23 protein-coding genes are annotated in these 23895 nt (G+C 63.3%); 20 read left to right on the top strand and 3 right to left on the bottom strand.

The genetic code is table 11. The annotated features are described in order from the left end of the window. The first annotated feature begins 5 nt into the window (after window positions 1-5). From fusA to BN423_RS04470, 15 genes are all read left to right on the top strand, one after another. Entirely contained in the window at window positions 6-2129 is a 2124-nt protein-coding gene (fusA, locus tag BN423_RS04540) for an elongation factor G (protein WP_019239082.1), read from the top strand. A 63-nt stretch (window positions 2130-2192) separates the two neighbouring features. Beyond that, window positions 2193-2501, top strand: coding sequence for a 30S ribosomal protein S10 (gene rpsJ, locus BN423_RS04535; RefSeq protein WP_019239081.1), 309 nt, complete (start codon window positions 2193-2195; stop codon window positions 2499-2501). Window positions 2502-2707: 206 nt separating this feature from the next. Further along, window positions 2708-4774 carry an FUSC family protein gene (locus tag BN423_RS04530; RefSeq protein WP_019239080.1) on the top strand — a complete coding sequence of 689 codons (2067 nt, stop codon included), beginning with the start codon at window positions 2708-2710 and terminating at the stop codon, window positions 4772-4774. A gap of 139 nt (window positions 4775-4913) precedes the next feature. Beyond that, on the top strand, window positions 4914-5477 hold the full coding sequence (locus tag BN423_RS04525; RefSeq protein WP_019239079.1) for a TetR/AcrR family transcriptional regulator: 564 nt from the start codon (window positions 4914-4916) through the stop codon (window positions 5475-5477). A gap of 204 nt (window positions 5478-5681) precedes the next feature. Beyond that, window positions 5682-6680: a phosphate acyltransferase gene (locus BN423_RS04520; RefSeq protein ID WP_232385500.1), complete on the top strand. Its 999-nt coding sequence runs from the start codon at window positions 5682-5684 to the stop codon at window positions 6678-6680. Window position 6681: 1 nt separating this feature from the next. After that, entirely contained in the window at window positions 6682-7788 is a 1107-nt protein-coding gene (buk, locus tag BN423_RS04515; protein WP_019239077.1) for a butyrate kinase, read from the top strand. Window positions 7789-7966: 178 nt separating this feature from the next. Further along, entirely contained in the window at window positions 7967-9253 is a 1287-nt protein-coding gene (locus tag BN423_RS04510) for a thiolase C-terminal domain-containing protein (protein WP_019239076.1), read from the top strand. Between the two features lie 15 nt (window positions 9254-9268). Next, window positions 9269-9685, top strand: coding sequence for a Zn-ribbon domain-containing OB-fold protein (locus BN423_RS04505; RefSeq protein ID WP_019239075.1), 417 nt, complete (start codon window positions 9269-9271; stop codon window positions 9683-9685). Window positions 9686-9815: 130 nt separating this feature from the next. Continuing rightward, the gene (locus tag BN423_RS04500; protein ID WP_019239074.1) at window positions 9816-10058 is read left to right on the top strand and encodes an acyl carrier protein; all 243 of its coding nucleotides are present in this window, start codon (window positions 9816-9818) and stop codon (window positions 10056-10058) included. A 25-nt stretch (window positions 10059-10083) separates the two neighbouring features. After that, the gene (locus tag BN423_RS04495) at window positions 10084-11283 is read left to right on the top strand and encodes an MFS transporter (protein ID WP_019239073.1); all 1200 of its coding nucleotides are present in this window, start codon (window positions 10084-10086) and stop codon (window positions 11281-11283) included. 97 nt (window positions 11284-11380) lie between these two features. Further along, window positions 11381-12778 carry an MFS transporter gene (locus BN423_RS04490; RefSeq protein WP_019239072.1) on the top strand — a complete coding sequence of 466 codons (1398 nt, stop codon included), beginning with the start codon at window positions 11381-11383 and terminating at the stop codon, window positions 12776-12778. An 80-nt stretch (window positions 12779-12858) separates the two neighbouring features. Next, the gene (locus BN423_RS04485) at window positions 12859-13605 is read left to right on the top strand and encodes a GyrI-like domain-containing protein (protein ID WP_019239071.1); all 747 of its coding nucleotides are present in this window, start codon (window positions 12859-12861) and stop codon (window positions 13603-13605) included. Between the two features lie 157 nt (window positions 13606-13762). Further along, window positions 13763-15925 (top strand): Tex family protein, encoded by a 2163-nt coding sequence (locus BN423_RS04480; protein WP_019239070.1) that lies wholly within the window; start codon window positions 13763-13765, stop codon window positions 15923-15925. Between the two features lie 55 nt (window positions 15926-15980). Continuing rightward, entirely contained in the window at window positions 15981-16346 is a 366-nt protein-coding gene (locus BN423_RS04475) for a peptide chain release factor-like protein (protein WP_019239069.1), read from the top strand. A 41-nt stretch (window positions 16347-16387) separates the two neighbouring features. Then, window positions 16388-17005: an SOS response-associated peptidase family protein gene (locus tag BN423_RS04470; RefSeq protein ID WP_019239068.1), complete on the top strand. Its 618-nt coding sequence runs from the start codon at window positions 16388-16390 to the stop codon at window positions 17003-17005. Window positions 17006-17408: 403 nt separating this feature from the next. Here the strand turns inward: BN423_RS04470 and BN423_RS04465 are convergent, their stop codons facing one another. Both BN423_RS04465 and BN423_RS04460 read right to left on the bottom strand, forming a co-directional pair. Next, on the bottom strand, window positions 17409-17930 hold the full coding sequence (locus BN423_RS04465) for a type II toxin-antitoxin system VapC family toxin (protein ID WP_019239067.1): 522 nt from the start codon (window positions 17928-17930) through the stop codon (window positions 17409-17411). After that, entirely contained in the window at window positions 17927-18274 is a 348-nt protein-coding gene (locus BN423_RS04460) for a type II toxin-antitoxin system RelB/DinJ family antitoxin (RefSeq protein ID WP_019239066.1), read from the bottom strand. The genes BN423_RS04465 and BN423_RS04460 overlap by 4 nt, the downstream gene beginning before the upstream one ends. A 254-nt stretch (window positions 18275-18528) precedes the next feature. On the opposite strand from BN423_RS04460, the gene BN423_RS04455 reads away from it, so the two are divergent. The 4 genes from BN423_RS04455 (at window position 18529) to BN423_RS04430 (ending at window position 22387) form a co-directional block, all read left to right on the top strand. Further along, window positions 18529-18963: a hypothetical protein gene (locus BN423_RS04455; RefSeq protein ID WP_019239065.1), complete on the top strand. Its 435-nt coding sequence runs from the start codon at window positions 18529-18531 to the stop codon at window positions 18961-18963. Continuing rightward, a complete protein-coding gene (locus BN423_RS04450; RefSeq protein WP_232385499.1) occupies window positions 18964-19371 on the top strand; it encodes a hypothetical protein in 408 nt (135 codons plus the stop codon). Between the two features lie 2 nt (window positions 19372-19373). After that, window positions 19374-20138, top strand: coding sequence for a hypothetical protein (locus BN423_RS04445; protein ID WP_019239063.1), 765 nt, complete (start codon window positions 19374-19376; stop codon window positions 20136-20138). Between the two features lie 851 nt (window positions 20139-20989). Beyond that, complete coding sequence (locus tag BN423_RS04430; RefSeq protein WP_019239060.1) at window positions 20990-22387, top strand: ATP-binding protein; 1398 nt, start codon at window positions 20990-20992, stop codon at window positions 22385-22387. A 68-nt stretch (window positions 22388-22455) separates the two neighbouring features. Here the strand turns inward: BN423_RS04430 and BN423_RS11560 are convergent, their stop codons facing one another. Then, window positions 22456-22923, bottom strand: coding sequence for a hypothetical protein (locus tag BN423_RS11560; RefSeq protein WP_154820270.1), 468 nt, complete (start codon window positions 22921-22923; stop codon window positions 22456-22458). Window positions 22924-23158: 235 nt separating this feature from the next. On the opposite strand from BN423_RS11560, the gene BN423_RS04425 reads away from it, so the two are divergent. Next, the gene (locus tag BN423_RS04425) at window positions 23159-23788 is read left to right on the top strand and encodes a HEPN domain-containing protein (RefSeq protein ID WP_019239059.1); all 630 of its coding nucleotides are present in this window, start codon (window positions 23159-23161) and stop codon (window positions 23786-23788) included. The last annotated feature ends 107 nt before the right edge of the window (window positions 23789-23895 follow it).

Raw genomic sequence — 23895 nt, 5'->3', positions numbered from 1 at the left:
TTGAATTGGCTAAGAAGAAGTACAATCTTGCCGATACCCGCAACATCGGCATCATGGCGCACATCGATGCTGGCAAGACCACCACGACCGAGCGCATCCTGTACTACACCGGCAAGACCCACAAGATCGGCGAGGTGCACGAGGGCGCCGCTACCATGGACTGGATGATCCAGGAGCAGGAGCGCGGCGTGACCATCACCTCCGCCGCCACCACGTGCTTCTGGCACAAGGGCGGCGACGTGAACAACGGTCCCGCCTACCGCATCCAGATCATCGACACCCCCGGCCACGTGGACTTCACGGCCGAGGTCGAGCGCTCGCTCCGCGTCCTCGACGGCGCTGTGGCCGTGTTCGACGCCGTCGCCGGCGTGCAGCCGCAGTCCGAGACCGTGTGGCGCCAGGCCCGCAACTTCAACGTCCCCCGCATCGCCTTCATCAACAAGTACGACCGCGTGGGCGCCGACTTCTTCCATGCGATCGATACCATGAAGGAGCGCCTGCACGCCAACGCCGTGGCCATCCAGGTTCCCATGGGTGCCGAGGATAACTTCTGGGGCATCATCGACCTCGTGACCATGACCGCGTGGGACTTCAAGGCCGACGACAAGGGCATGACCTACCCCGAGGCCATGGACGCGATCCCGGCCGAGTTCGAGGACATCGCCGCCGAGAAGCGCGAGGAGCTCCTCGACGCCGCCGCCAACTTCGACGACGAGCTCATGGAGATGATCCTCGAGGAGGCCGAGATCCCGGTCGAGAAGCTCAAGGCCGCCATCCGCGCCGGCGTGCTCGCCAACGAGCTCAACCCCGTGCTCGTGGGCTCCGCCTACAAGAACAAGGGCGTCCAGGAGCTGCTCGACGCCGTCGTCGACTACCTTCCGAGCCCGCTCGACGTGCCCCCCGTGGAGGGCATCAACCCCGAGACCGGCGAGACCGACACCCGCAAGGCCAGCGACGACGAGCCCTTCAGCGCCCTCGCCTTCAAGATCGCGACCGACCCCTACGTGGGCAAGCTCACGTTCTTCCGCGTGTACTCCGGTCACGTGGACGCCGGCTCCTACGTGGTGAATGCCACGAACGGCCAGCGCGAGCGCTTCGGCCGCATCCTCGAGATGAACGCCAACGACCGCGTTGACGTTGACGGCGCCTCCACCGGCGACATCCTCGCCGCCGTGGGTCTCAAGAACACCACCACCGGCGACACCCTGTGCGCCGAGGGCCACGAGATCATCCTCGAGTCCATGGAGTTCCCCGACCCCGTCATCGACGTCGCCGTGGAGCCCAAGACCAAGGCCGAGCAGGACAAGATGAGCATCGCGCTCACCAAGCTCGCCGAGGAGGACCCGACCTTCCAGGTGCGCACCAACCACGAGACCGGCCAGACCATCATCGCCGGCATGGGCGAGCTGCACCTCGAGATCATCGTCGACCGTCTGCTCCGCGAGTTCAAGGTCGAGGCGAACGTCGGTAAGCCGCAGGTCGCTTACCGTGAGGCTCCCGGCCACGACGTCGAGCGCGCCCAGGGCAAGTTCGTCCGCCAGTCCGGCGGCCGCGGCCAGTACGGCGACGCCGTCATCAAGCTCGAGAAGATGGAAGAGGGCTTCGGCTACGAGTTCGTCAACGGCATCGTGGGCGGCGTCGTGCCGAAGGAGTACATCCCCTCCATCGACAAGGGCATCCAGGAGGCGCTGCAGACGGGCGTCATCGCCGGCTACCCGGTGGTCGACGTCAAGGTGACGCTCTTCGACGGTTCCTACCACGAGGTCGACTCCTCCGAGGCCGCCTTCAAGATCGCCGGCTCCATGGCCATCAAGGAGGCCCTGCGCCAGTCCGACCCCATCCTGCTCGAGCCCGTCATGGCCGTCGAGGTCGAGACCCCCGAGCAGTACATGGGCGACGTCATGGGCAACCTCTCCGGCCGTCGCGGCAAGATCGAGGGCATGGACGATCGCTCCGGCAACAAGGTCATCCGCGCCAAGGTGCCGCTGGGCGAGATGTTCGGCTACGCGACCGACCTGCGTTCGCAGACCCAGGGCCGCGCGTCCTACACCATGCAGTTCGACTCCTACGAGCCGGCGCCGAAGTCCGTCGCCGACGAGGTCATCAGCAAGTCTGGTGCCAACGCGTAATCACTCGCGATCGCTGAGTAGGTATCAATCGCGAGGATGACCTCGCACATCAAGGAGGTAACGTTGTCTAGCCAGAAGATCAGGATCCGCCTCAAGGGTTACGATCACGAGGTCGTGGATCAGTCGGCGAAGCTCATCGTCGAGACCGCCCAGAAGACCGGCGCCCGCGTCTCCGGCCCCGTGCCGCTGCCCACCGAGCGCAACCTGTACACGGTCATCAAGGGACCGCACGTCGATAAGGACTCGCGTGAGCAGTTCGAGATGCGCACGCACAAGCGCCTCATCGACATCCTCGACCCCACGAGCGGCACCGTCGATTCGCTCATGCGCCTCGACCTCCCCGCCGGCGTCGACATCGAGATCAAGCTCTAAGCTTCGCCTAGAGTCTCGAAGGCTTTGAGAGCCCCCTCGGGTACGTGCTACCCGAGGGGGCTTTTGCGTTCGGGTCACCGGAAGCGGGGGGGGTGTGCCGCCCCATGTAAAATAACCCCTGGGGTAATTTTACATGCGCGCGGGCACCTCTCCCGTATTGGGTACGATGGTATAGAGGCGGCCTTTCATGTGGGGTGTGAGCGAGCGTGGCGGACGGGTGCAAGGGCAAGGGCGGCAAGCTCGCGGCGAGGGTGCAGCACCTCGAGAGCGCGTGGACGACGTGGCGCACTGACACACTGTCCAAGCTCTCCGCCAAGCTCTTCTCCGTAATCCCCATCTCCATCTTCTTCATCGTGCTGTTCTGGATGATCGTGCCGATCTTCGGCATCCGCCACGTGATGCCCGTCTCGTGCTACACAGTCCTCTTCAGGATGCGCTATCGCAAGTACAACCCGCCCAGCCAGTACCTGCGGTTCTTTACCATGAGCTTCATCGCGCTCGGGGCGGCGCGCGTGGCCACGTTCAATTGGATGACGAGCATCGTGGTGAACATCGTGATGTCCTTCGCGTTCGTGTTCATGCGGTCCTCGCAGCTCAATCCCCGCCGCTACATCCCCTATACGATGCTCTTCGTCTTCTTCCAGCTGCGCCCGGAGCTCCTCGACGACATGGCGCTCGAGGCTGCGCTCGTGGTGGCATGCTGCACGACGCTCTCCGTCGCGATCGCGGTCATGAACATCGCGACCAAAGCTGGCGAGGCGAACCTGGCCAAGCTGCATGGGATGGTCGAGCGCCTGGCCGATGCGCTCGACCATATGGCGGATATCGGCATCACCGCCGATACGCGGAAGGAGCTGCTCAGCCTGCGCTCCGATTACTCCAAGCTCGCGTATACGGTGCGCGAGAACGCGAGCGTCCAGCCCGCCGTCGCGAACCTCTATGACATGTTCGCCATGCTCGCCCAGCGCACGGCGTACCTCGTGGGGCGGCTCGAGTGCCGCGAGCAGCAGACCTGCCCGCACCCGCCCTACCTGCATGAGCTCGCGGGCCTGACGCGTCAAGCGGGCGGCGTCTTGGATAAGAAGGGCGGCGACGAGGCAGCCGCACGCGCCCAAGCGCTCTTGGCCAAAGCGGATACCATCGACAACGAGCGCTACCGCCTGTTCTTCCGGAGCTACCTCCATATGATCCTGCTCGTGCTGCGCGACGCGCGCCATCCCCGGAGCCACGCCTGGCGCGTCTCACCGCTTACAAGGCTGCGCCTCATGTCCTTCCGCAAGCACCTCACCCTCGACTCCTTCGAGCTGCGCTTCGCGGTGCGCTGCGCAGCCGTGCTCGCCATCACGTGCACGACGAGCCTGCTTTCGCCCGTCAACCACCTGTACTGGTTCCCGCTCACCTCGTTCATGCTCCTGCGGCCCAGCCCGGACGAGACCGTCCGCCGCATGCGCAACCGTACCGTGGGCACGGTGCTCGGCTGCCTGGTCGTGCACGGCATCTCGATGCTCAAGCTGCCGCTCGCGGCGGTCATCGTCGTGGACATGCTGTTCGTCGCGGGCCGGTACATGGGCACGCCGGGGAGCGCGCCCACGTCCTTCTTCGGGACTGCCTACGCGATTTCGATGGCCTCGATGTCCATCGGCGACCACTACGCCATACGGATGCGCCTCATCTGCCTCGCGGCGGGCGTGCTGCTCGTGTTCGTGATCAACCGCCTCGTCATGCCCACGAGCGACCGCACGCTCTTCCTCGCGAACGTGCACGAGGGTTTCGCCCTCATCGCGCGCTACTGGGGGCTGCTGCGCTTCGCCCTGCATGAGCGGGTGGACACGGTGACGTCGAGCGAGGAGCTGCTCCATATCCAGATGATCCATACGCAGGCGATGGCCTACGCGCGGGCGCTGCCCGAGGACACGCCCGCGGAGCGCGAGCAGCGCAAGGACATCGTACGCGTGCTCTTCTGCCAATGGGGGCTCGTATGCGAGATGGAGCAGCTGAGCTTCCTCATCCGCCTGCACGCGTTCGGCGCGGACACGTGCCCGAAGCTCGAGCAGTTCATGCAGGCCGCGCAGGAGAGCTGCGACCCCTTCGTGGTGGACGGGCCGCTCGATGCGGCGAAGGAGCTCGTGGCGGGCATTGCCGAGGAGGACCTGCGCTACGTGCTCGAGCAGTACCTCAAGCGCGCGGACACGCTCGCGGTGGCTGCGGCGAAGGTGCCCGAGCTCGTATCCGGGCGGCCTGGCTACCGCGAGGAGGTCGCCGAGGTGAAGTAGGGCGAGGCTACTCCCCATAGAATCGAGCATTTTGCTAAATCCGCCGCGTTTTGGCAGAATCTAGGGCGGTGGCGCGCCCGACACGATTCCGCGTTCCGTGCGCGCTGAATAGCAGCCCGCAGTCGATGGGGGAGACCCGATGGACAAGGCCGAGACGCGCATGGCGATACGCCACGCGGTGATTGCCGAGATGCAGACGACGGACATTCCCGATATCAGCATCACGAGCCTGTGCGCCCGTGCAAAGGTGTCGCGCTCGACGTTCTATCGGTACTACGATTCGGTCGACGCGGTGGTGAAGCAGACCGAGAACGAGCTCATCGAGTCCCTGCGCCGGACATCGCGCTTCGATGCCGCGCCCTTCGCGGCGGGCGACCCAGCACCCTTGCAGGTGAGCGCGGGCGACCTCTTGCGCGCCGAGATCCTGTACGAGGCTCGCGAGTTCATCGTCGCGGTGACCGGTATCCACGGTGATCCCTCCTTCGCCACGAAGGCAGCGAACCTCGTCTTCGACAACATTCAAGTGACGCTGAGCCCCCGCTTCTCCGCGCTTCCCAACAGCGACTTCCTCTTTGAGTTCCTCAAGGCGGGCATGTTCAGCATCGTGAGTCACTGGCTCAACCGCCGCCCCGACCTCACGCCGCAGGAGATGTGCGGGGTCATGGAGGAGTTCTACGCGAACATCCGCAAGATGCTCTCCTGAGCGTGCCGGGTGCGCCGCGTCACGGCGGCCAACGCTGGCCGCCCCGCGCGACGGTGACACAGACCGCGCCTAAGTGTCGCAGCCCTCGCAACACATCGGCGGGGGCTGCTCTGTATCCGCCACCCTCCCGGAAATACCTTGGAATCACGTTCAAACGCCGTGTTTGGCACGTGACCCAAGGGGAGGACAGCCGTGGCAGATTTCATGTCAGACATTATCGCGCGGGCGGCGGAGACGCCGCGCCGCATCGGGCTTTCCGAGGTGGAGAGCCCGGACGTGCTGCGCCTGGCGCAGCGCATCGTGGAGACCGAGATCGGCGTCCCGGTGCTCGTGGGCGACGCCGCCGCATCGCGTGCGGTCGCCGCGGAGGCGGGCGTCTCCACCGAGGGCTTCGAGTACGTCGATAACGCCGACGAGGCGGTCGTGAGCGCCATCGTCGAGCGCTACACGGCGGCGTACGACGATTTCTCCCAGAAGGCGTGCACGCGCCGGGCGAAGGACAACCTGCTCTGCGCCATGCTCCTGCTCAAGCTCGGCGACGTGGACGGCGTCGCGTCGGGCAAGGAGTGCCCCACGGGCGATGTCGTCGCAGCCGCCATGGGCATCGTGGGCCTCGCGGAGGGCGTCGCCTCGCCCTCGAGCTTGGGCATCGCCGAGATCCCCGGGTTCGAGGGGCCGCAGGGGGAGTTCCTCGGCCTCGCCGACTGCGCCATCACCGTGCAGCCGGGCGTCGAGGAGCTCGCGGGCATCGCGATCGCCTCGGCCGACACCGCCGCGACCCTCCTGGGCTGGGAGCCCCGCGTCGCGCTCCTCTCGTTCTCCACGATGGGCAGCGCGCAGCACGAGTCGCTCGAGACGGTGCGCGCTGCGGTCGAGCGCGTGCATGAGCTCCGCCCGGACCTCAAGTGCGACGGCGAGCTCCAGCTCGATGCCGCCATCATGCCCGCGGTGGCGGAGCACAAGGTGAAGCGCCCGAGCGAGGTCGCCGGGCGGGCGAACATCCTCATCTTCCCCAACCTCCATGCCGGCAACATCGGCGTCAAGCTCGTGCAGATCTTCGGCCATGCGAACGCCTACGGCCCGGTGCTCCAGGGCTTCGCCAAGCCCGTGTGCGACTTCTCGCGCAGCGCCCCCGTGGACGAGATGCTCGGCAACGTCGCCATGCTCGTCGTGCGCGCGGCGGCGCAGGAAGCGGGTGAGTAGCATGGAGCGGGCATATCGCATCCTGGTCATCAACCCCGGTTCCACCTCCACGAAGGTGGGCGTGTTCGAGGGCGACCGCTCGGTCTTCACCAAGACCGTCGACCACGACGCCGCCAAGCTGGCGGAGTTCCCGGACGTCTCCTCCCAGCTCCCGTACCGCCGCGAGACGATCCTCGCTGCGCTCGAGGAGAACGACATCGACCTTGCGACCATCGACGCCTTCGTGGGGCGCGGCGGCGGCCTCATGCCCGTCGAGGGCGGCACCTACGAGGTGAACGAGACGATGCTCGAGCACGCGCGCGCCGGCGCGAACGGCGTGCAGCACCCCGCGCAGCTCGGCAGCCAGCTTGCGCACGAGCTCGCGAGCGCCTACGGCAAGCGGGCGTTCGTGGTCAACCCGCCGGACACGGACGAGCTGTGCGACGAGGCGCGCATGACGGGCATCAAGGGCGTCTACCGCCACGTGCACCTGCATGCGCTCAACCTCAAGGAGACGGCCATCCGCCATGCGGCCTCCCAGGGGAAGCGCTACGAGGACTGCAACTTCATCGTGTGCCATATCGGCGGCGGCATCTCCATTTCCGCGCACCGTGCCGGCAAGATGATCGACGGCTACGACATCGTGGGCGGCGAGGGCATGATGGCGCCCACGCGCTGCGGCGGCGTGCCCGTGGTGGAGGTGCTTGACTACCTCGAGGCCGGCCACAGCGTGGACGAGGTGCGGCGCCTGTGCATGAAGTCGGGCGGGTTCGTGAGCCTGCTCGGCACCTCGGACGCCCGCGAGGTGACCGCGCGCGCCCAGGCGGGCGACGCGGCGGCCGAGCGCGCGTGGAGCACCATGCTCTACCAGATCACCCGGAGCATCGCCGCGATGGCGGGCGTGCTCGAGGGGAAGGTCGACGGCATCCTGCTGGGCGGCGGGATGGTGCACGACGCCGGCCTCGTGGCGCACATCGAGCGCACGTGCGGCTGGATCGCCCCCGTGAGCGCGTATCCGGGCGAGTTCGAGCTCGAGGCCATGGCATCCGGCGCCGTGCGCGTGCTCGCAGGCGAGGAGGAGCCCAAGGTCTACACCGGGGTGCCGGTGTTCCAGGGCTTCGAGGGGTGAGGCTCCGCGCCCACCCCTGGGACAGGGCGTCCCGCGCGGTGCGACACATGCGCCCGATGTGTTCCAGGCCATGGCACAGGCAGCAGGGTTTCGCTCTTAAAGCGCTGGTAGCCAGCGCGTAACGTATCAATCAAGCAACGGGAAGGGTCCCGAGGCGAACAGGTAAGGAAGGTGGAATATGGTACACGGGAAGCTTGGCAAGCTCAGCCGGAGCGTCTCCATCATCGGTGTCGGCGCGACGCCGTTCATGAACATCAACGAGGATCCGGATCTGCTGGGCCTCACGGAGGGCGATTGCTTCGGCTACGCCGCCCTCAAGGCCATGGAGGACGCCGGCCTCGAGCCGCGCGACGTCGAGTACTTCTATCACGGCTCCGCGAACCCCAAGATGTTCAACGACGCGGTGACCCCCGCCATGCAGGTGGCCGAGTGGTTCGGCATGCGCGGCCGCGGTTCGGTGCACCACTCCGAGGCGTGCGCGACCGGCTACGTCGCCCTCGAGCAGGCCGTCATGGCGGTCGCTTCCGGCGCACACGACATCGTGCTCTCCGGCGGCGTGGAGATGGCCACGGGCCTGCCCGACGGCAAGAAGCCCGCGTGCTTCCGTCGCCCCATGACCACCGAGGACATCTGGCCCGACCTCGACGCCATCATCGACCGCGCCTACACGCGCTACCTCGGCGGCGGCGCCATCGGCCAGGACGACTGGATCGACGTGTACCGCAAGGAGTACGGCCTCACCGCCGAGCAGGTGGACGACGTGCTCAACATGATGTCCTACCAGGGACGCCGCGCCGCGGCGCTCAACCCGCTCGCCCTCGAGCGCGAGCCCTTCGAGGACATCGCCAAGCGCTTCGGCTTCGATGACCCCATGGATTACCTGCGCTCGCCGTTCAACCCGCACACCACGCAGTACCTGCGCGTGACCGGCAACGCCCCCAGCGCGGACGGCGCGGCGTGCTTCATCGTCTGCCCGACCGAGATGGCCAAGCAGTTCAACAAGACCCCCATCGAGGTGCTCGGCGTCTCCGCCTCCTGCCTCGAGAGCGCCCGCCCGCACCTCGAGCGCGACGCCACCGCCGAGGCGGCCAAGCAGATCTACGAGCTCACGGGCATCAAGCCCGAGGACATCGACCTGCTCCTCGTGAACGACTTCATCCTCTCCTCGCAGCTGCTCGCGGCCGAGGAAGTGGGCTACCTGCCGCGCGGCGAGGGCTGGAAGTACGTCATGGAGGGCCGCACCGCCTTCGACGGCGACCGTCCCATCAACACGAACGGCGGCCGCACCTCCTATGGCCACGCCTTCGGCGCCTCGGGTGCCGCCGACGTCTACGAGGCCGTCATCCAGATGCGCGGCGAGGCTGGCGCGCACCAGGTCAAGAAGCTTCCGAAGACCGCCATGCTGCGCGGCTTCGGCGGCGGCCAGAACGTCCGCATCGCTGTCCTCCGCACCGTCGACGAGTAAAGGAGTGTTGTACAAATGGCGCTTACGCTTGAACGCAACGTCCTCAAGTTCTACCAGGGGCTTGAGCAGGGCATCATCTATGGCCGCAAGTGCACCGAGTGCGGTGCCGTGGAGTTCCCGCCGCATTACGCGTGCAACGAGTGCGGCTATCACGAGACGGAGTGGGTCGAGCTTTCCGGCAAGGGCGTGCTCAAGAGCGTGATCCTTCCCGTGTCGCTCAACGCCGACAACAAGCTCGCCGCCATCGGCGACTACTGCTTCGGCATCGTCCAGCTCGAGGAGGGCTGCGAGTTCAACTCCACGATCTTCGGCGTGAATGCCGAGAACGCGGACGCCATCCGCGCGAAGCTCCCCGTGCCCGTGCATGCGAAGTTCGTGCCCATGGACGGCTACACGACGCTCCTCTTCGAGGTCGACAAGGACGCGCTGTAAGCCTTCGGCCCCACCGATCACCCCGTTGCGCGGGGGCGCGTCCCGTCTCCTCTCGCACCCCCGCGCCCATCTCGCGGCAGCGTTGCCGCACCGACCACATCGCAAACCTTCTTCCAGATAGGAGTACATCATGACCAAGGACGAGATCATCGCCAAGCTCATCGAGGACGCCGCCATCGTCTACAAGGCCGACGCCTCCACGCTCGCCGCCGACACCGACATCTCCGCGACCCTCGGCACCAACTCGCTCAACCGCATGGGCATGTGCGCCATGATCGAGAATCACTTCGACGTGGTGATCCCGCTCGCCGAGTTCGGCACGTACAAGACGTTCCAGGACCTCGCCGACATGATCGCCGAGCAGGACGCGTAAGCGCGCGTTTTCGAAAGGGACTACCATGGCTCTCAAGATCTCGAAGGAGCAGGTCCGCGCGCTCGTGGGCTTCTACTCCGGCACGTTCACCATCATGAGCATCCTCGTCCCGGTGCCGATCCTCGGCGCCGTGGCCCAGGCGTTCCCCGACACGCCCGCCATGCTCATCCAGATGCTCGTCTCCTGCTCGTCGTTCGCCGCCATTGCGGGCAGCTTCGTGTTCGCCCGCCTCGCGCGCTACATGTACCGCCGCACGGGCATGCTCATCTCCACGGCGATCTACCTCGTGGGCCTGCTGCCCGTCGCGTTCCATGACAGCATCTACCCGGCGCTCTTCGCCGCCATCGCCGTCGGCTTCGCCATGGGCGGCGTGCAGAACACCGTCGGCGCCATGATCACCGACTACTTCGAGGGCGACTCGCGCGGCCTGCTCTTCGGCCTGTGCTCGGTGTTCGTCGGCCTCGGCGGCACGCTCTACACCATGGTGGCCGGGCGCCTGGGCGCCGAGAACTGGTGGATGGCTTACTACACCTATCTCATCATCGCGGTCGTGCTCGTGGTCATGTTCATCGTCCTGCCCAAGGGCAAGAAGGAGGTCGCCGAGACCGGTAAGACCCAGCGCGCCCGCATCCCGCGCGAGGTCATCGTCGTCTCCCTCATGGTGTTCTTCTACTTCTCCTGCAACCAGGTTTTCAGCAACAACATCTCGATGTTCCTGGCTCAGACCGGCTTGGGCGACACGGTCATGTCCGGTAACGTCTCGTCGGTCAACACGCTCGTGGGCGCCATCGGCGGCCTGCTCGTGATCCCCGTGCACCGTCTCTTCAAGCGCCAGACGCTCACGGTGAACGCCATCCTCGGCGCCATCGGCGCGGTGCTCATCTTCACCGCGGGCAGCATCATGCCCGTCTTCGCCGGCGCGTTCGCGATGTCGTTCGCCTATGCCGTGTACAACGCGATCAGCTCGCAGTACGTCTCCGAGGCGTCCGACACCGTGGGCATGGCGTTCAACCTCGCCATCCTGAACTCCTCCGGCTCGCTCGGCAATTTCTTCTCGCCCATGATGATCGGCGGCGTGGCGGGCGCCTTCGGTGGCACCGCGGCCGATTCCTTCATGGTGTGCGCTGGGCTCGCCGCGATCGTCGGTGTTGTCTCTGCCGTGTACTTTGCTAAGGTGAAGAGCCCCAAGGCTGCTTCCACCGAGACCGAGGTTCAGGCCGGATAGGCTGTGAGCTGCGCAAATGGTACGCTAATGTGAAATAAGAGTCGGCGGGGGTACATGCATGCCCCGCCGACTTTTTTGATTGGTGTTGATTATCTTGATGGATGCACAGAACAAGCCGGCTGTCACCTATCGCTACTGGCGCGCCTGGCCGCTCATCCTCTGCTCACTCATGTGCTACGTCCTCACCGGCGTGGTGTCGAGCATCGTGAACGTGGCCTCCGTGCTCTTCGAGGCGGACCGCGGCTGGGATGCCGCGCTGCTCACGGGCGGGATGTCCGTCGCGTCGTTCATCAACGTCGTTACCGGCTACATCGCCGGGCGCATGGCGTCGCGCCGCTCGGCCAAGCCGGTCTGCATCGCCTGGGGCGTGATGTTCATCGCCGGCGTGCTCGCCATGGGTATATCGACGCAGGTGGGCGTGTTCGTGGTGGCAATGTGCCTCGCGAACGCCGCCGCGTCCGCGTGGGGCTACAACACCATGCCCGTGCCCATCACGCGATGGTTCCCCACCCGCAAGGGGACGGTGCAGGGCTTCGCGTCCATGGGCATCTTGCTGGGGTCCGTGTCCTCGATGGTGTATACCTGGGCGTATCGCACCCTGGGGCCCGCGCTCTCCACGGTGCCGTTCGTGGTCTTCGCGCTCGTGGCGCTCGTGCTGCTCATGGCGCTCATCTCCGACTGGCCGGAGCAGCGCGGGTTCGCGCCCGACACGATGGAGCGCTGCGCGCCGGTGGCGGATCCCGCGAGCGCGGAGCTTGCGGAGGATGCGGAGCTGGCGGCGGAGGCGGGCGCGACGGAAGCTGCGGAGGCGGGCGCGCCTGCCGCGACGGCGGAGCTCGAGGAGGCGGACGCCGCACGGCACGCCCCCGCGGCGAGCGAGATCAGGCGCTTCTTCGCGAACCCCGTGTTCGTGCTGCTCACCATCGTGCTCGGCCTGCAGCTCGTGTTCTCCGGCGGCATCATGGTGCAGCTCGTGCCGCGGCTCATCGAGGTGGGCTTCACGCTCGACCAGAGCACGCTCATCATGACGTTCACGTCGTTCCTCGCCTGCGCGGGCAGCTTCGGGGCGGGCATCATCGGCGACCGCTTCGGCGCGAAGGCGGGCGTGGTGCTCACGTTCATCCTGGGCGCGGTCGGCGTCGTGCTCAACCTCGTGCCCAACGAGGCCGTCGCCATCCTCGGCGTGGTCTGCATCGGCTGCGTGGTGGGCAGCGCGGACAACTGGCCGGTCAACATCTGCGCCGAGCTCTTCGACCGCAGGATGTTCTCCCAGGTGTTCGGCGTGATGTTCCCCACGATCCAGCTGGTGGGGGCGATAGGTCCCGCGCTCGTCGCGCAAGTGGCGCAGGCCTTCGGCGGCTACCAAGCGGCGTACGTGCTGCTTGCCGTGCTCATGGTGGTCGGCGCGGTCGCGTTCCCGCCGCTCATGCGAATCGTCCAGAACCGCGCGTGCGCGGATAACCCGCGGCGCGATGTAAAAACACCCCAGGGGTAATTTTACATGTGCCTTCCCCTTGATTTCGAACATATGTTCTAGTATGCTGATGCCAGCAGACGCAAGGGGAGGGCTCGCTCATGGCATACGATTTCAAGCGCGCGTTTCGCGACCTGTACCAGCCCAAAGAGCAACCGGCGATCATCGATGTCCCGGCGATGAGCTTCGTCGCCGTCGCGGGGACGGGCGATCCCAACGAGCAGGATGGTGCCTACCAAGCGGCGCTCGCCCTGCTCTATGCGTTTTCGTATACCGTGAAGATGACCAAGAAGGGCGCGTGGCAGCCCGAGGGATATTTCGACTTCGTGGTGCCCCCGCTCGAGGGATTGTGGTGGACGGGTGTCGGCGCGTTCGACGGTGCGCGCATCGGCAACAAGCAGGCGCTCTCGTGGGTGTCGCTCATCCGGCAGCCGGATTTCGTCACGCCCGAGGTGTTCGGACGCGTGTGCGAGCTGGTCGCCCAGAAGAAGCCGGAGCTGGCGGGCGCGCTCGAAGCGGGGCGGCTGCGCCTGGTCCGGTTTGCCGAGGGGCGCTGCGCCCAGGTTTTGCATAAGGGATCGTACGACAGCGAGTCGGCGACGATCGAGAAGCTCTCCGCGTTCGTCGAAGGGGAAGGGTTCGTACCCGACATCGCATCGGGCGGGGAATCACCCGCAGGCCACGCCGCGACGGAGGCGTTCGATGCCAAGACGATGCTCGATGCGCTCGATGTGGACGGGGCGGTTCCCGCGGTGCGCCTTCATCACGAGATCTATCTCGGTGACCCGCGGCGCACCAAGCCCGAGCAGCTCAAAACGGTGATTCGGCACCCCGTGCGCGAACCCTAGCGGGGTGCGGCGCTACGCCTCACCCGGGTGCGACCCGGTGCAATCGGGCGCGCGTTGCGCTAAGCTAGTGCACCTTGCACGGATGATCGCCGGGCGCCGTGCGCGCCCGCGCTGCCCGGGCTCGCGCCCGGATCTCAAACCAGAAAGGCACCGCCTCATGGACATCATCGCCACGCTCGCCGCTGAGCTCGGCCTCAAGCCGACTGCCGTCCAAGCCGCCGTCGAGCTCATCGACGAGGGCAACACCATCCCGTTCATCGCCCGCTACCGCAAGGAGGCCACGGGCGGCATGGACGACGTCGCGCTGCGCGCCCTCGATGACCGCCTGACCTACCTGCGCAACCTCGAGCAGCGCAAGGAGGACGTCATCCTGCTCATCGGCGCGCAGGGCAAGCTCACGCCGGAGCTCGAGGCCGAGATCCGCGCCGCCACGCAGCTCCAGCGCGTGGAGGACCTCTACAAGCCGTATCGCAAGAAGCGCCAGACGCGTGCGCAGAAGGCGCGGGAGGCGGGGCTCGAGCCGCTCGCGAACATGATCATCATGCAGATCGCGCCCAAGGACGCCCAGACCCCGCTCGACATCGCCGCGGCCTACGTCACGCCCGAGGCCGCCGATGCCGGTTACAACACGCCCGAGAAGGCACTCGCCGGCGCGCAGGACATCGTGGCCGAGACGGTGGCGGAGGACGCCGAGAACGTCGCCGACCTGCGCTCCTTCACCGAGGGCACGGGCGAGATCGTGTCGGTTGCCGTGGATGCGACGGAGAAGACCCCGTATGAGCCCTACTATGACTTCTCCGAGCCGGCGCGCAAGATCCCCAACCACCGCGTCCTCGCCATCGACCGCGGCGAGCGCGAGGGGAAGCTCCGCGTGCGCGTCGGGGTGGATACGGAGGCGGCCGTCGCCCGCCTGGGGAGCCGCTGGCCGCGCCGGCAGGGCCCCTTCGCGCCGGTGCTCGACGCCGCCATCGCCGACGGCTACAAGCGCCTCATGGCGCCTTCGCTCGAGCGCGAGCTGCGCGCTAAGCTCACCGTGCGCGCGCAGACGGAGGCGATCAAGGTGTTTGGCAAGAACCTGGAGAGCCTGCTCTCGGCCCGTCCGGTGCGCGGCGCCCGCGTCATCGCGCTCGACCCGGGCTACCGCACGGGCTGCAAGGTGGCGGTGCTCGACGAGACGGGCAAGCTGCTCGACCATGGCGTCGTGTACCCCACGCCGCCGCGCCGCGATGTCGCGGGCACGAAGCGCGAGCTCGCGCGTCTCGTCAAGCGCTACGACATCAACACCATCGTCATCGGCAACGGCACGGCGAGCCGCGAGACGGAGGAGGTCGTGTCCGAGTTCATCGCGGAGCAGGCGCCGGAGCTGCGCTACACCATCGTGAACGAGGCGGGTGCGTCCGTGTACTCGGCAAGCGAGCTCGCAAGCCGGGAGTACCCGGACCTCGATGTGACCACGCGCGGCGCCATGAGCCTGGGGCGCCGACTGCAAGATCCGCTCGCGGAGCTCGTGAAGATCCCGCCCCAGTCCATCGGCGTGGGCCAGTACCAGCATGACCTGGATCAGGCAGAGCTCGCGCGCACGCTCGGGCACGTGGTGGAGGACGTCGTGAACCGCGTGGGCGTGGATGCGAACACGGCGAGCGCGAGCCTGCTGGGCTACGTTTCCGGCATCACGCCCACCGTGGCGCGCAACATCGTGGCGTATCGCGAGGAGCACGGCGCGTTCACCGACCGCAAGCAGCTCAAGGAGGTGCCCAAGCTGGGGCCGAAGGCATATGAGCAGTGCGCGGGGTTCCTCCGCATCGCGGGCGGCAAGAACCCGCTCGACGCGACGGCGGTGCATCCGGAGAGCTACGAGGTGGCCATGGGCGTGCTCGACCGTGCCGGGGTGACGGCGAAGGATCTCGCGGCGGGCGGCATCCCGGACATCGACCGCCGCGTGGGCAGCGTCTCGGCGCTCGCGGGCGAGCTCGGATGCGGCCTCATGACGCTCTTCGACATCATCGACGAGCTCAAGAAGCCCGGACGCGACCCGCGCGACGACGCGCCGGAGGTGGTGTTCAGCCGCGCGGCACTTTCCATTGACGATCTGCAACCCGGCATGGAGCTCACGGGCACCGTGCGCAACGTGGTCGATTTCGGCGCGTTCGTGGATGTGGGCGTGCACCAGGATGGCCTCGTGCACATCTCCAAGCTCGCGCGCCGCTTCGTGAAGCACCCGAGCGACGTGGTCGCCGTGGGCGATACCGTGAAGGTGTGGGTCGAGAAGGTCGATCGCGAACGCGGGAAGATCTCGCTCACCATGGTGGAGGGCAAGTAGGCACGCGGCGCTGGCTTCGCGCGTGGAGCGATGAGGCGACGGGGGAGGAGTAGCCATGACGTGGCGTGAGTATGCACGGTATGCGCAGATGAGCGCCGAGGAACTCGCGCACGATTGCGAGGTCCAGGTGTTTCGCGCGAAGGGCCCGGGCGGGCAGGGCGTGAACACCACGGACTCCGCGGTGCGCATGACGCATGTCCCCACGGGCATCACCGTGACCGCGCGCGAGACGCGCAGCCAGTTTCAGAACCGCCAGCTCTGCCTGCAGAAGCTCGTGCGGATCATCAAGGGCCGCGCCCAGCCCCCGCGTGTGCGCAAGAAGACGAAGGTGCCCAAGGCCGCCCGCGAGCGCCGGCTCGCCGACAAGCGCCATCGCTCCGAGCTCAAGCGCTCGCGGGGTGCGTGCGGCGGCGAGTGGTAGCCTGGGGTGAGTTGTAGGGCTACCGTTTGCGAGGTGGAGCCATGTGCATGAGGATGTGCGCGCTGACGGCGGACGAAGCGCAGGAGGTGCTCGACGCGCGCCTGACGCCGGGTTCCCATGCGCTTGATGAGGTTGATGATTTCGCTGATGTGGCCGACGCGTATCCTGGCTCGACGGTTGCGGCCTATGAGCGCGCGGAGGATGGCGCGCTGGTGACCGTGTCGCTCACCTGGGGATTTCCCTTGAAGGATAAGCCGCATGCGGTGTTCAACACGCGCCTGGAGACCGCGCTGCAGCAGGCGCGCGAGGGGCGGGACATGTGGAGCTCCGCCATCCTGCATGGCCGGTGCGTGGTACCGGTGCGCGCGTTCTACGAGACGCATGGCAGCGAGCGCGTGAAAAGCGAGCGCACGGGTAAGATGGTGCGCAGGCAGTACCGGTTCCGTTTGCCCGGCGCGCGGGCGTTTTTGCTCGCGGGGATCTATGAGGACGGATGCCTCTCGATCGTCACCGTCGAGCCGAACGCCAGCGTGGCCCCGGTGCACAACCGCATGCCGCTCGTGCTCGGCCCGGGCGAGTCGAGCGTATGGCTCGGCCCGGACTTCGAGCGCCTCGCGAATCGCGACGGGATCGACCTGCAGGTGGAGCCGGAGCGGTAGGGGCTGCACGGCGGAAATGGCGCGCATCGCTCGGGCCTGAGGTAACGCGGCCGACTTTGATGTGATTTCTTGTGCAGCGGTGCCTTCTCCGAGGCGCTATCTGAAACCGTGCCCTTCCTACTCGAGCCACCAGTCAACATCCACCGAGGGTTGGTTGGGGACGGGTTCGTTTCAACCCATTCTGACAACAACGATCAGGCTTCATTGTCGTATCGTCGAGCCACTCTTGGTTCTGCCAGGGGCGGTTTTTTCAAGGAGCAAGCTATGGCAAGCACGCCTATCGTAGCCCGCGCACGTGGCGCCCACGGTACAGAAACGCATGGTGGGCACGAGCCCGACGGATGTGATGGGCGCTCGGGGTGACTGTAAAATGTGAGAAGGGCGTCGAGCTCTGCTTGGGTTGTTACCCGTCAAGTTCAGCGAGTAGTTCGAGCCCTTCCTCAGCGGTTATGCAGAAATCCCCCGCGTGCTTTTTGAGCATGTCGTCGTGGGTCATGAGGAAGCTCGCGCCAACGGCGTCGAGCGCCGCGAGGACGAGATCATCCTCGAAATCGTCGTGGACGCGCTTGTAGGTGAACGCGCCAAGCACCTCCGTGTGGCCGATGGGTGCGACGAGGGCTTTTTCGAGCACACTGCGTACACATCCCCAAGATACCTCGCGCGCCGCAGCGGCGATGTCGGGCGTGATGTCCTTCCCGGCGCGCCGTGCATCGAGCTTCATGAGACTTGCCAGCTGATACGCCAGATCCTTGAGTGAGAGCGATGGGACATAGAGCGCGATGTCCTCGCGCCCGTACGCCATCGCTATAAATGTACTCACCGCATGGTGATGCGCGCCGCGCGCGAGGAAGTAGTCAAGCCAGATGTTGGTGTCGACGAGGATCTTGATAGGGGAGCGCACGTCCTTGCGCGGGGATCTTGTCATGCGATCCCCCATTTCTCAAGCTGCTCGGCTGCGGCAAGCTCGCGAAGCTCGTCGTAATCGATGTCACCGCCCACTGGTTCCTCGATGCCGACCTTCTGATAGAAGGACGAAACGATCAAGGCGCCCTTGGATGCGCGGTCGAGTGTGCCGCTGTCCGTCGCACCGGCATCTTGATCAGCGCGCAGCAGATGCGTCAAGGCGGGCGGGAGCGTGCCCTGCACGGTGGCGTATTCCCACAGCGCGCGCACGACCTGCGACGGCGTGTATCCAAGCTCGGCGATAACGGCGTTGCCGGATGCCTTGAGAGCGTAATCCATCCGGATGTTCATCTGCACGGCAGACATGTCAGCCTCCTGCTATACGAATCCTGAAATAAGTATAGCATGACAAAAGAGCTGTCACCGTTCTCGCATTTGAGAAGGAATGGTGCCAGATGCCTTTTATCATTCCTAGTTATCGACGATGCCGTGCATGCCAGGTGCTGGTGTGCAGGCATGCAAGCTGCTCAAGATTATTCAAAAGAGCAATCTAATTATGTCCGCACGGAGGGATATGGTTTCCTCAGTGACGATTTCCATTGGAAACGGAGGTGCGGAATATGGGGCTTGATGCGACTGTACGTTGCCGGTGTTTTGAAGAGGGAAAGCTCAAGCCAGGGCCGGTGCCCTATGATGACCTCTATATCGACGGAGAGGGCTATATCGCGTCTCGGAGGCTTGATGCGAGGCGCGCAGAGCTTGGACGCCGTCGCTTCGCCGCCCGCTATGGCGAACTTGAGAAGGCGTTCTACGACTGGTCCGATCATTGTTGCGAACACGAAAACGGTGACTATGTAGCTGAATGGGTGAGCAACTGGGCGGGTGTTGCGGAGTTTGAGTCACGGGTCGAGGAAGTCGGTGGTGAGGCGGAGTTTCCTCTGCTGAGTCACATGCTCCCCCACGGAAATGGTGGCGTCTATCCGGTAGAGCTCGCGGAGGCAATACTCAAGGAACTCGATCGTTTTCTAGAGATAATCACCAACGTTGATGAGTAGGTGCTCGTTGATGCGGAGACCGAAGAAAAGATTTGGACGTCGACGCCAGGAAGCACATTCGCTTGGATGCGCGGTCCCTATGATGAGGTCGGCATGGCGGGCGGAAGGGTGTATTTCGAGCACGCTGGCGTTCCACGTGTTGAAACGACGCATTTCAAGCAGCGCCCTGTGGGCAAACCCGCTCCCAATGGCTACCAGCAGGTGTATATCACGTGCCTCGATACGGGAAAAGAGACGCTGACATTCGACGGTATCGGCGTTGAGGAGGGGAAGCGAGCGGAGCGCGAGTTCTACGTTACGTCGGAGAAAGCCCCCTTCCTGCGGGAGGGAAAGTACGGGACGGCGGAGCGGATCCGGCGACTGCTTCTCGCTTCGCTCGAGACCGGTAACCCCATAAGGTGGTGCTAGGGATGAAAGAGCCTCATATCGTTCCCGACAAGCCGTCGGTTCTCGTCCCATACCTGCACTATGAAGACAAGGATGCGTTCAATCGTCTTACGGCGTATAACAGGACAGTTCTTGGTAAGCGTCACGCTCGCCAGTGTGGTTGTTTCCACTGTGGGAGTCGGTTTCGAGCGGATGAGATCTCCGAGTGGATGCATGAGGAGGACGGTGATGACACGGCTCTGTGTCCATATTGCGGAACGGACGCTGTGGTTTACGGCACGGCGAAGTTCCCACTTTCTACCGCGTTGCTGTCGCAGCTGTATATGAGCTGGTTTGAAGAGGAGTATAGGGAGCGGCAGAAGCGCGCGTTGCTTATTCCGGATTATTCAAGCGAGAAGGCATTTCTCCAAAAAGGCATTCCGTTCTTGCTGAAAGACGAGCGATTCGTCCAGTTCGTCGACGAGATTGAGCTCAAGCCGGCGAAGATCTGGTATTACCTTCAAGGCTATCATGCTTTTGCCGGCGCACTTGCTAATTGTGCCGCCAAGTTCGAGGATAAGAACGATCGATGTCTTGTTAAGTTGCGCGCTTTCACAGATGTGGATGGCTGCCCCCGTGTTGATTTCACAAATACCAAGGAGGGCCATCTTCCTTTTGAGCCAAGCACAGAGGATGAGCTTCGGCGCGTGTGCACACTTATACAACAATATGGCAAAGAGTTGCACGGGGTGATAGAAGACCGAGCAACGAGGAAGATGAAGCTTTATGTCGCACGAGAAAAAGTATGATTTGCCCTACTGTTTTTGGGGCGTGGTGGCGAACGTGGTTGATGAAAACCCCTATGGGGAGAGTAAGGTTATACGCCACGGAGTAAAGTATTTCCGTGCCAATCAGCATGTATATTGCTTTCCGCCCGGTTGGGGTGACGGATTTGAACGATTGTATGTTCTCGGAAGAAGACGTGGTCGACACGGGCTCATATGCGTGATAATGCCCGCCTCTCAGCTTAAGAACTTCCGGGCTGAGAAGATATATTCACCACCCGTGATTAAAAAGATATTAGAGGCCAGTCGTGCGGGCAAGCTGAGCTATATGGCGCCTTGGTATATGAGGAACGTTGACCGCAGGGAGGTAGAATGGCTCGCCGCGGTCCTCAATGAAAAGGGTGCGAACAGCACGTGCTCGCACCCCGCGCCCCATCAGACCGCCTGACTGACGCTCCGCTAGCGCGGTTGACCATAACGGCCACCGGCTCCTAACCGGCAAAGAACTGTAATCAGTATACACATACCCTATGGCCGAAGAGCTCGCGGAGTTATTACGACATGCTCGAGTGGTACGTCACCGCCGTCGAACCCACTGACCCGCGGCTTACGCGCGATACTCGCGCGCTCGAGAACCTCATGAAGCTTATGAACGCAAAAGAGGAATGGTCGATTGCGCGTGGGTGGATCATAACATACGGCGTGCTGGATAGAGAGGGGTTGCTGAGCTAGGGGGCGCGGTGAAGGCACGCCATAGTGATGTGGCGACATGAGAGACTCGCGGGAATCCTCTTGATACCAAAGATTATTCTGAATAGAATAATTCTAGATAGAATAATCTATGTGAAATTGATTCATTGTGACGGGAGGCAACAATGCGCGCCTTTGTAGATCGAGAACGTGAACTACAGACCCTTGAGCGCGAATACGCCCGGAGGGAAGCTTCCTTCGTGGTGGTTTATGGCAGGCGCCGTGTGGGAAAGACTGAGCTCATCTCGCGTTTCATTCAGGACAAGCTTGCACTGTACTACCTCGCGACGGAGGAGCCCGAGCTCCAAAACCTCGAGAGCTTCCAAGCACTTGCGGCGGATTTCTTAGGGAGCGACTTGTTGCGTTCTGCTCACATCAAGCGTTGGGAAGACATCTTCCGAGAGCTTGTCCGCACGCACGATGCGACGCGCGAGCGCGCGGTGATCGTTATCGACGAGTTTCAGTATCTCGGCAAGGCAAACCCGGCCTACCCCTCGATATTCCAGCGCATTTGGGACACGATGCTCAAAGATGCAAACGTCATGCTCATCCTCTGCGGGTCGCTCATCTCGCTCATGAAAGATCAGGTGTTGTCCGAGGAAAGCCCGTTGTACGGGCGTCGGACGGCGCAGATCCGGATGGGGCAGATCACATTTTCGCATTACCGAGAGTTCCTTCCGGGGCACACGATGCGCGAGCTTGTGGAACGCTATGCCGTGACCGGTGGGGTGCCCAAGTACATCGAGCTGTTCGAAGACCAAGATGATGTCTTCGCGGCGATTTCTGAGAACGTGCTCGACCGCAACGGGTTTCTCTATGACGAGCCGAACTTCCTGTTGAGCCGTGAAGTCCCCGATGTGGGCACGTACTTTGCGCTCATCCGCGCGATCGCGGGCGGCGCGCGCCGGCCGAGTGAGATATCGCGCGCATTCGGCATGAAGCAGACGAGCCTGAACAAGTATCTCAAGACGCTCATCGACCTGGATGTTTTGGAGCGTGAAGTGCCGGTAACGGAGAGTAACCCTGGTAAGAGCAAGAAGAGCCTGTACAACATCAAGGACAACTTCCTCCAGTTCTGGTTCAAGTTCGTGCTGCCCAATCTGAGTTACCTGGAAACTGGGCGAACAGCTGCGGTCGAGCGACGCATCCGTGAGCATTTCATCGATAGTCACGTTGCGTTCGTGTACGAGGGTGTTTGTCGGGAGCGACTATGGGACATGGCCGATTCCGGGGTGTTGGGATTCGTGCCCGAGCGCGTCGGCCGCTGGTGGTCGGGCGGCGACGAGATCGATGTTGTCGGCTTGAGTGCCGCCGAGAAGTGTGCCGTATGGGGTGAGTGCAAGTTCTGGAAGGATCCGGCGGGTGCCAACGTCCTGCGCGATCTTGAGAACAAGGTGGCACGTGTGCCGTGGGAGCGGGACGGCCGAACGGACATATTTGTGCTTTTCAGCGTGAGCGGGTTCACCGATGGCCTGCATGAGCTTGCAAGCACTAGGGATGACGTGCTGTTGGTGGGGGACTGATAATCTGGTGTCAGGCACCAAATTATCAAGTTGTTCTTTGGAACGGAATGTGCACATCGAAAATGATCTCATTGCAGTAATTGCGTTTGAGCATTCGTTTTCGATGTAGCTCCTGCGCGACAACGCAGGGTTCGCGCCCTCTCCGACATGCCTTCATTTCGATATCGCGCGCACGGGTCACGCCCCGATATTCGCGTTTGCCTCCGTCGAATAGCCAATATCGTGCAAATTGGTCGGCGGTCGCTTCTTCGTCCCTGTGTTTGCTGGATGATTTGTTGAGCTTGAGCTGCGTCGTGGGAGCTCCATCGTTCAGGATATTCGGCGGGACACATATATCGCGTTACGTGCAGGCCGCCGTCGTCAAAGAAGATGATGCGTCCGCATTCGTTGCAAAGACAGGTCTTCGCTTTTTCGTCGGGGAGATAGGGTAGGCTGAAGAGCACCTCGCTCTCCATGCATTCATTCATGAGGTCGTCAGATACAAAGTAATGGATGGTTTCGATATCGTTGCCGCGGACGCAGCAAATAAGTGCCATGAGAGCTCCTTGAGGGCGATGAGCGCGTGTGCCGATCATTGTCTGTCATTACTTTACGGCTTGGGCTAGCGTTGCCTGCGGTAGGTTGGATGAGGCTCGTGATTGTTGTAATGCGTATGGAAAGGCATAGCAAGTTGCAGGGTTGTAGCAATGGATTTGTTGCCCCGAGTGGGTTGAAGACATATTGATTAAGTTATGTTAGAGCGAAAAACACGTTTGCAGAAGGCCTCTACAGATGAATGGCGTGTTTAAAGAGCATACGTTTCCGAAGTACAACGATGCGGACGTTATGAAGCCTCAGATGAACGGGCTTGATGATCCTACGATGCGCGACTTTACACTTCTTGACATATCTGCATTCGCGAAGGCCGAGTTTAAGGGGGAACGGTTCGAGGAAGAGTTCATCAATTCTTTTCTTAATGCTGCCATGGAACTTGCCAGAGCTGGCAGAAAGGCGGCTGACAAACCCGGGGTGTACGTATTCTATATGCATTCCTATGCATTACCAGTTCTTTACCTGGCAAGACATTGCATGGAGCTATCAATTAAGAGGGCAATTCGAAAATGTGGCTTCGAGCCGAAAAAGATTCACGGACTTAAGGAGCTCTGGAATTCTCTCGTGTCGAGATTTCCTAGGCAGAGGAATCGTGAGGATAGGAGAGTAATTAAAAACATGGGCAACTTCGTTGCCGCAATGGCGTCCGTAGACAACAACGGGATAAGCCTACGATATCCAAAAAACAAATCAGGGAGCTTTACGCAAGATAGGATGCATTTTGTGAACGGCGAGCAAGTCGCATCATATCTTGAGATGTTCGTTAGCCAACTAGAACTAGTTGATTTTGATTCAATAAGGCAAAGCTGATTTCAGCCATGGCGAGACGCATCGGGCAACTGATGCGTGCTCACGCAGTGAATATTAGTACGCGTTTTGGACTCGGAGTGATGTGCTGTGGGAACTGTGAAGTTTGC

The organism is Enorma timonensis (assembly GCF_000321165.1).
Lineage (GTDB): Bacteria > Actinomycetota > Coriobacteriia > Coriobacteriales > Coriobacteriaceae > Enorma.
The sequence above is the reverse complement of the archived record's forward strand: the minus strand, read 5'-3'. Positions and strand labels throughout refer to the sequence as shown.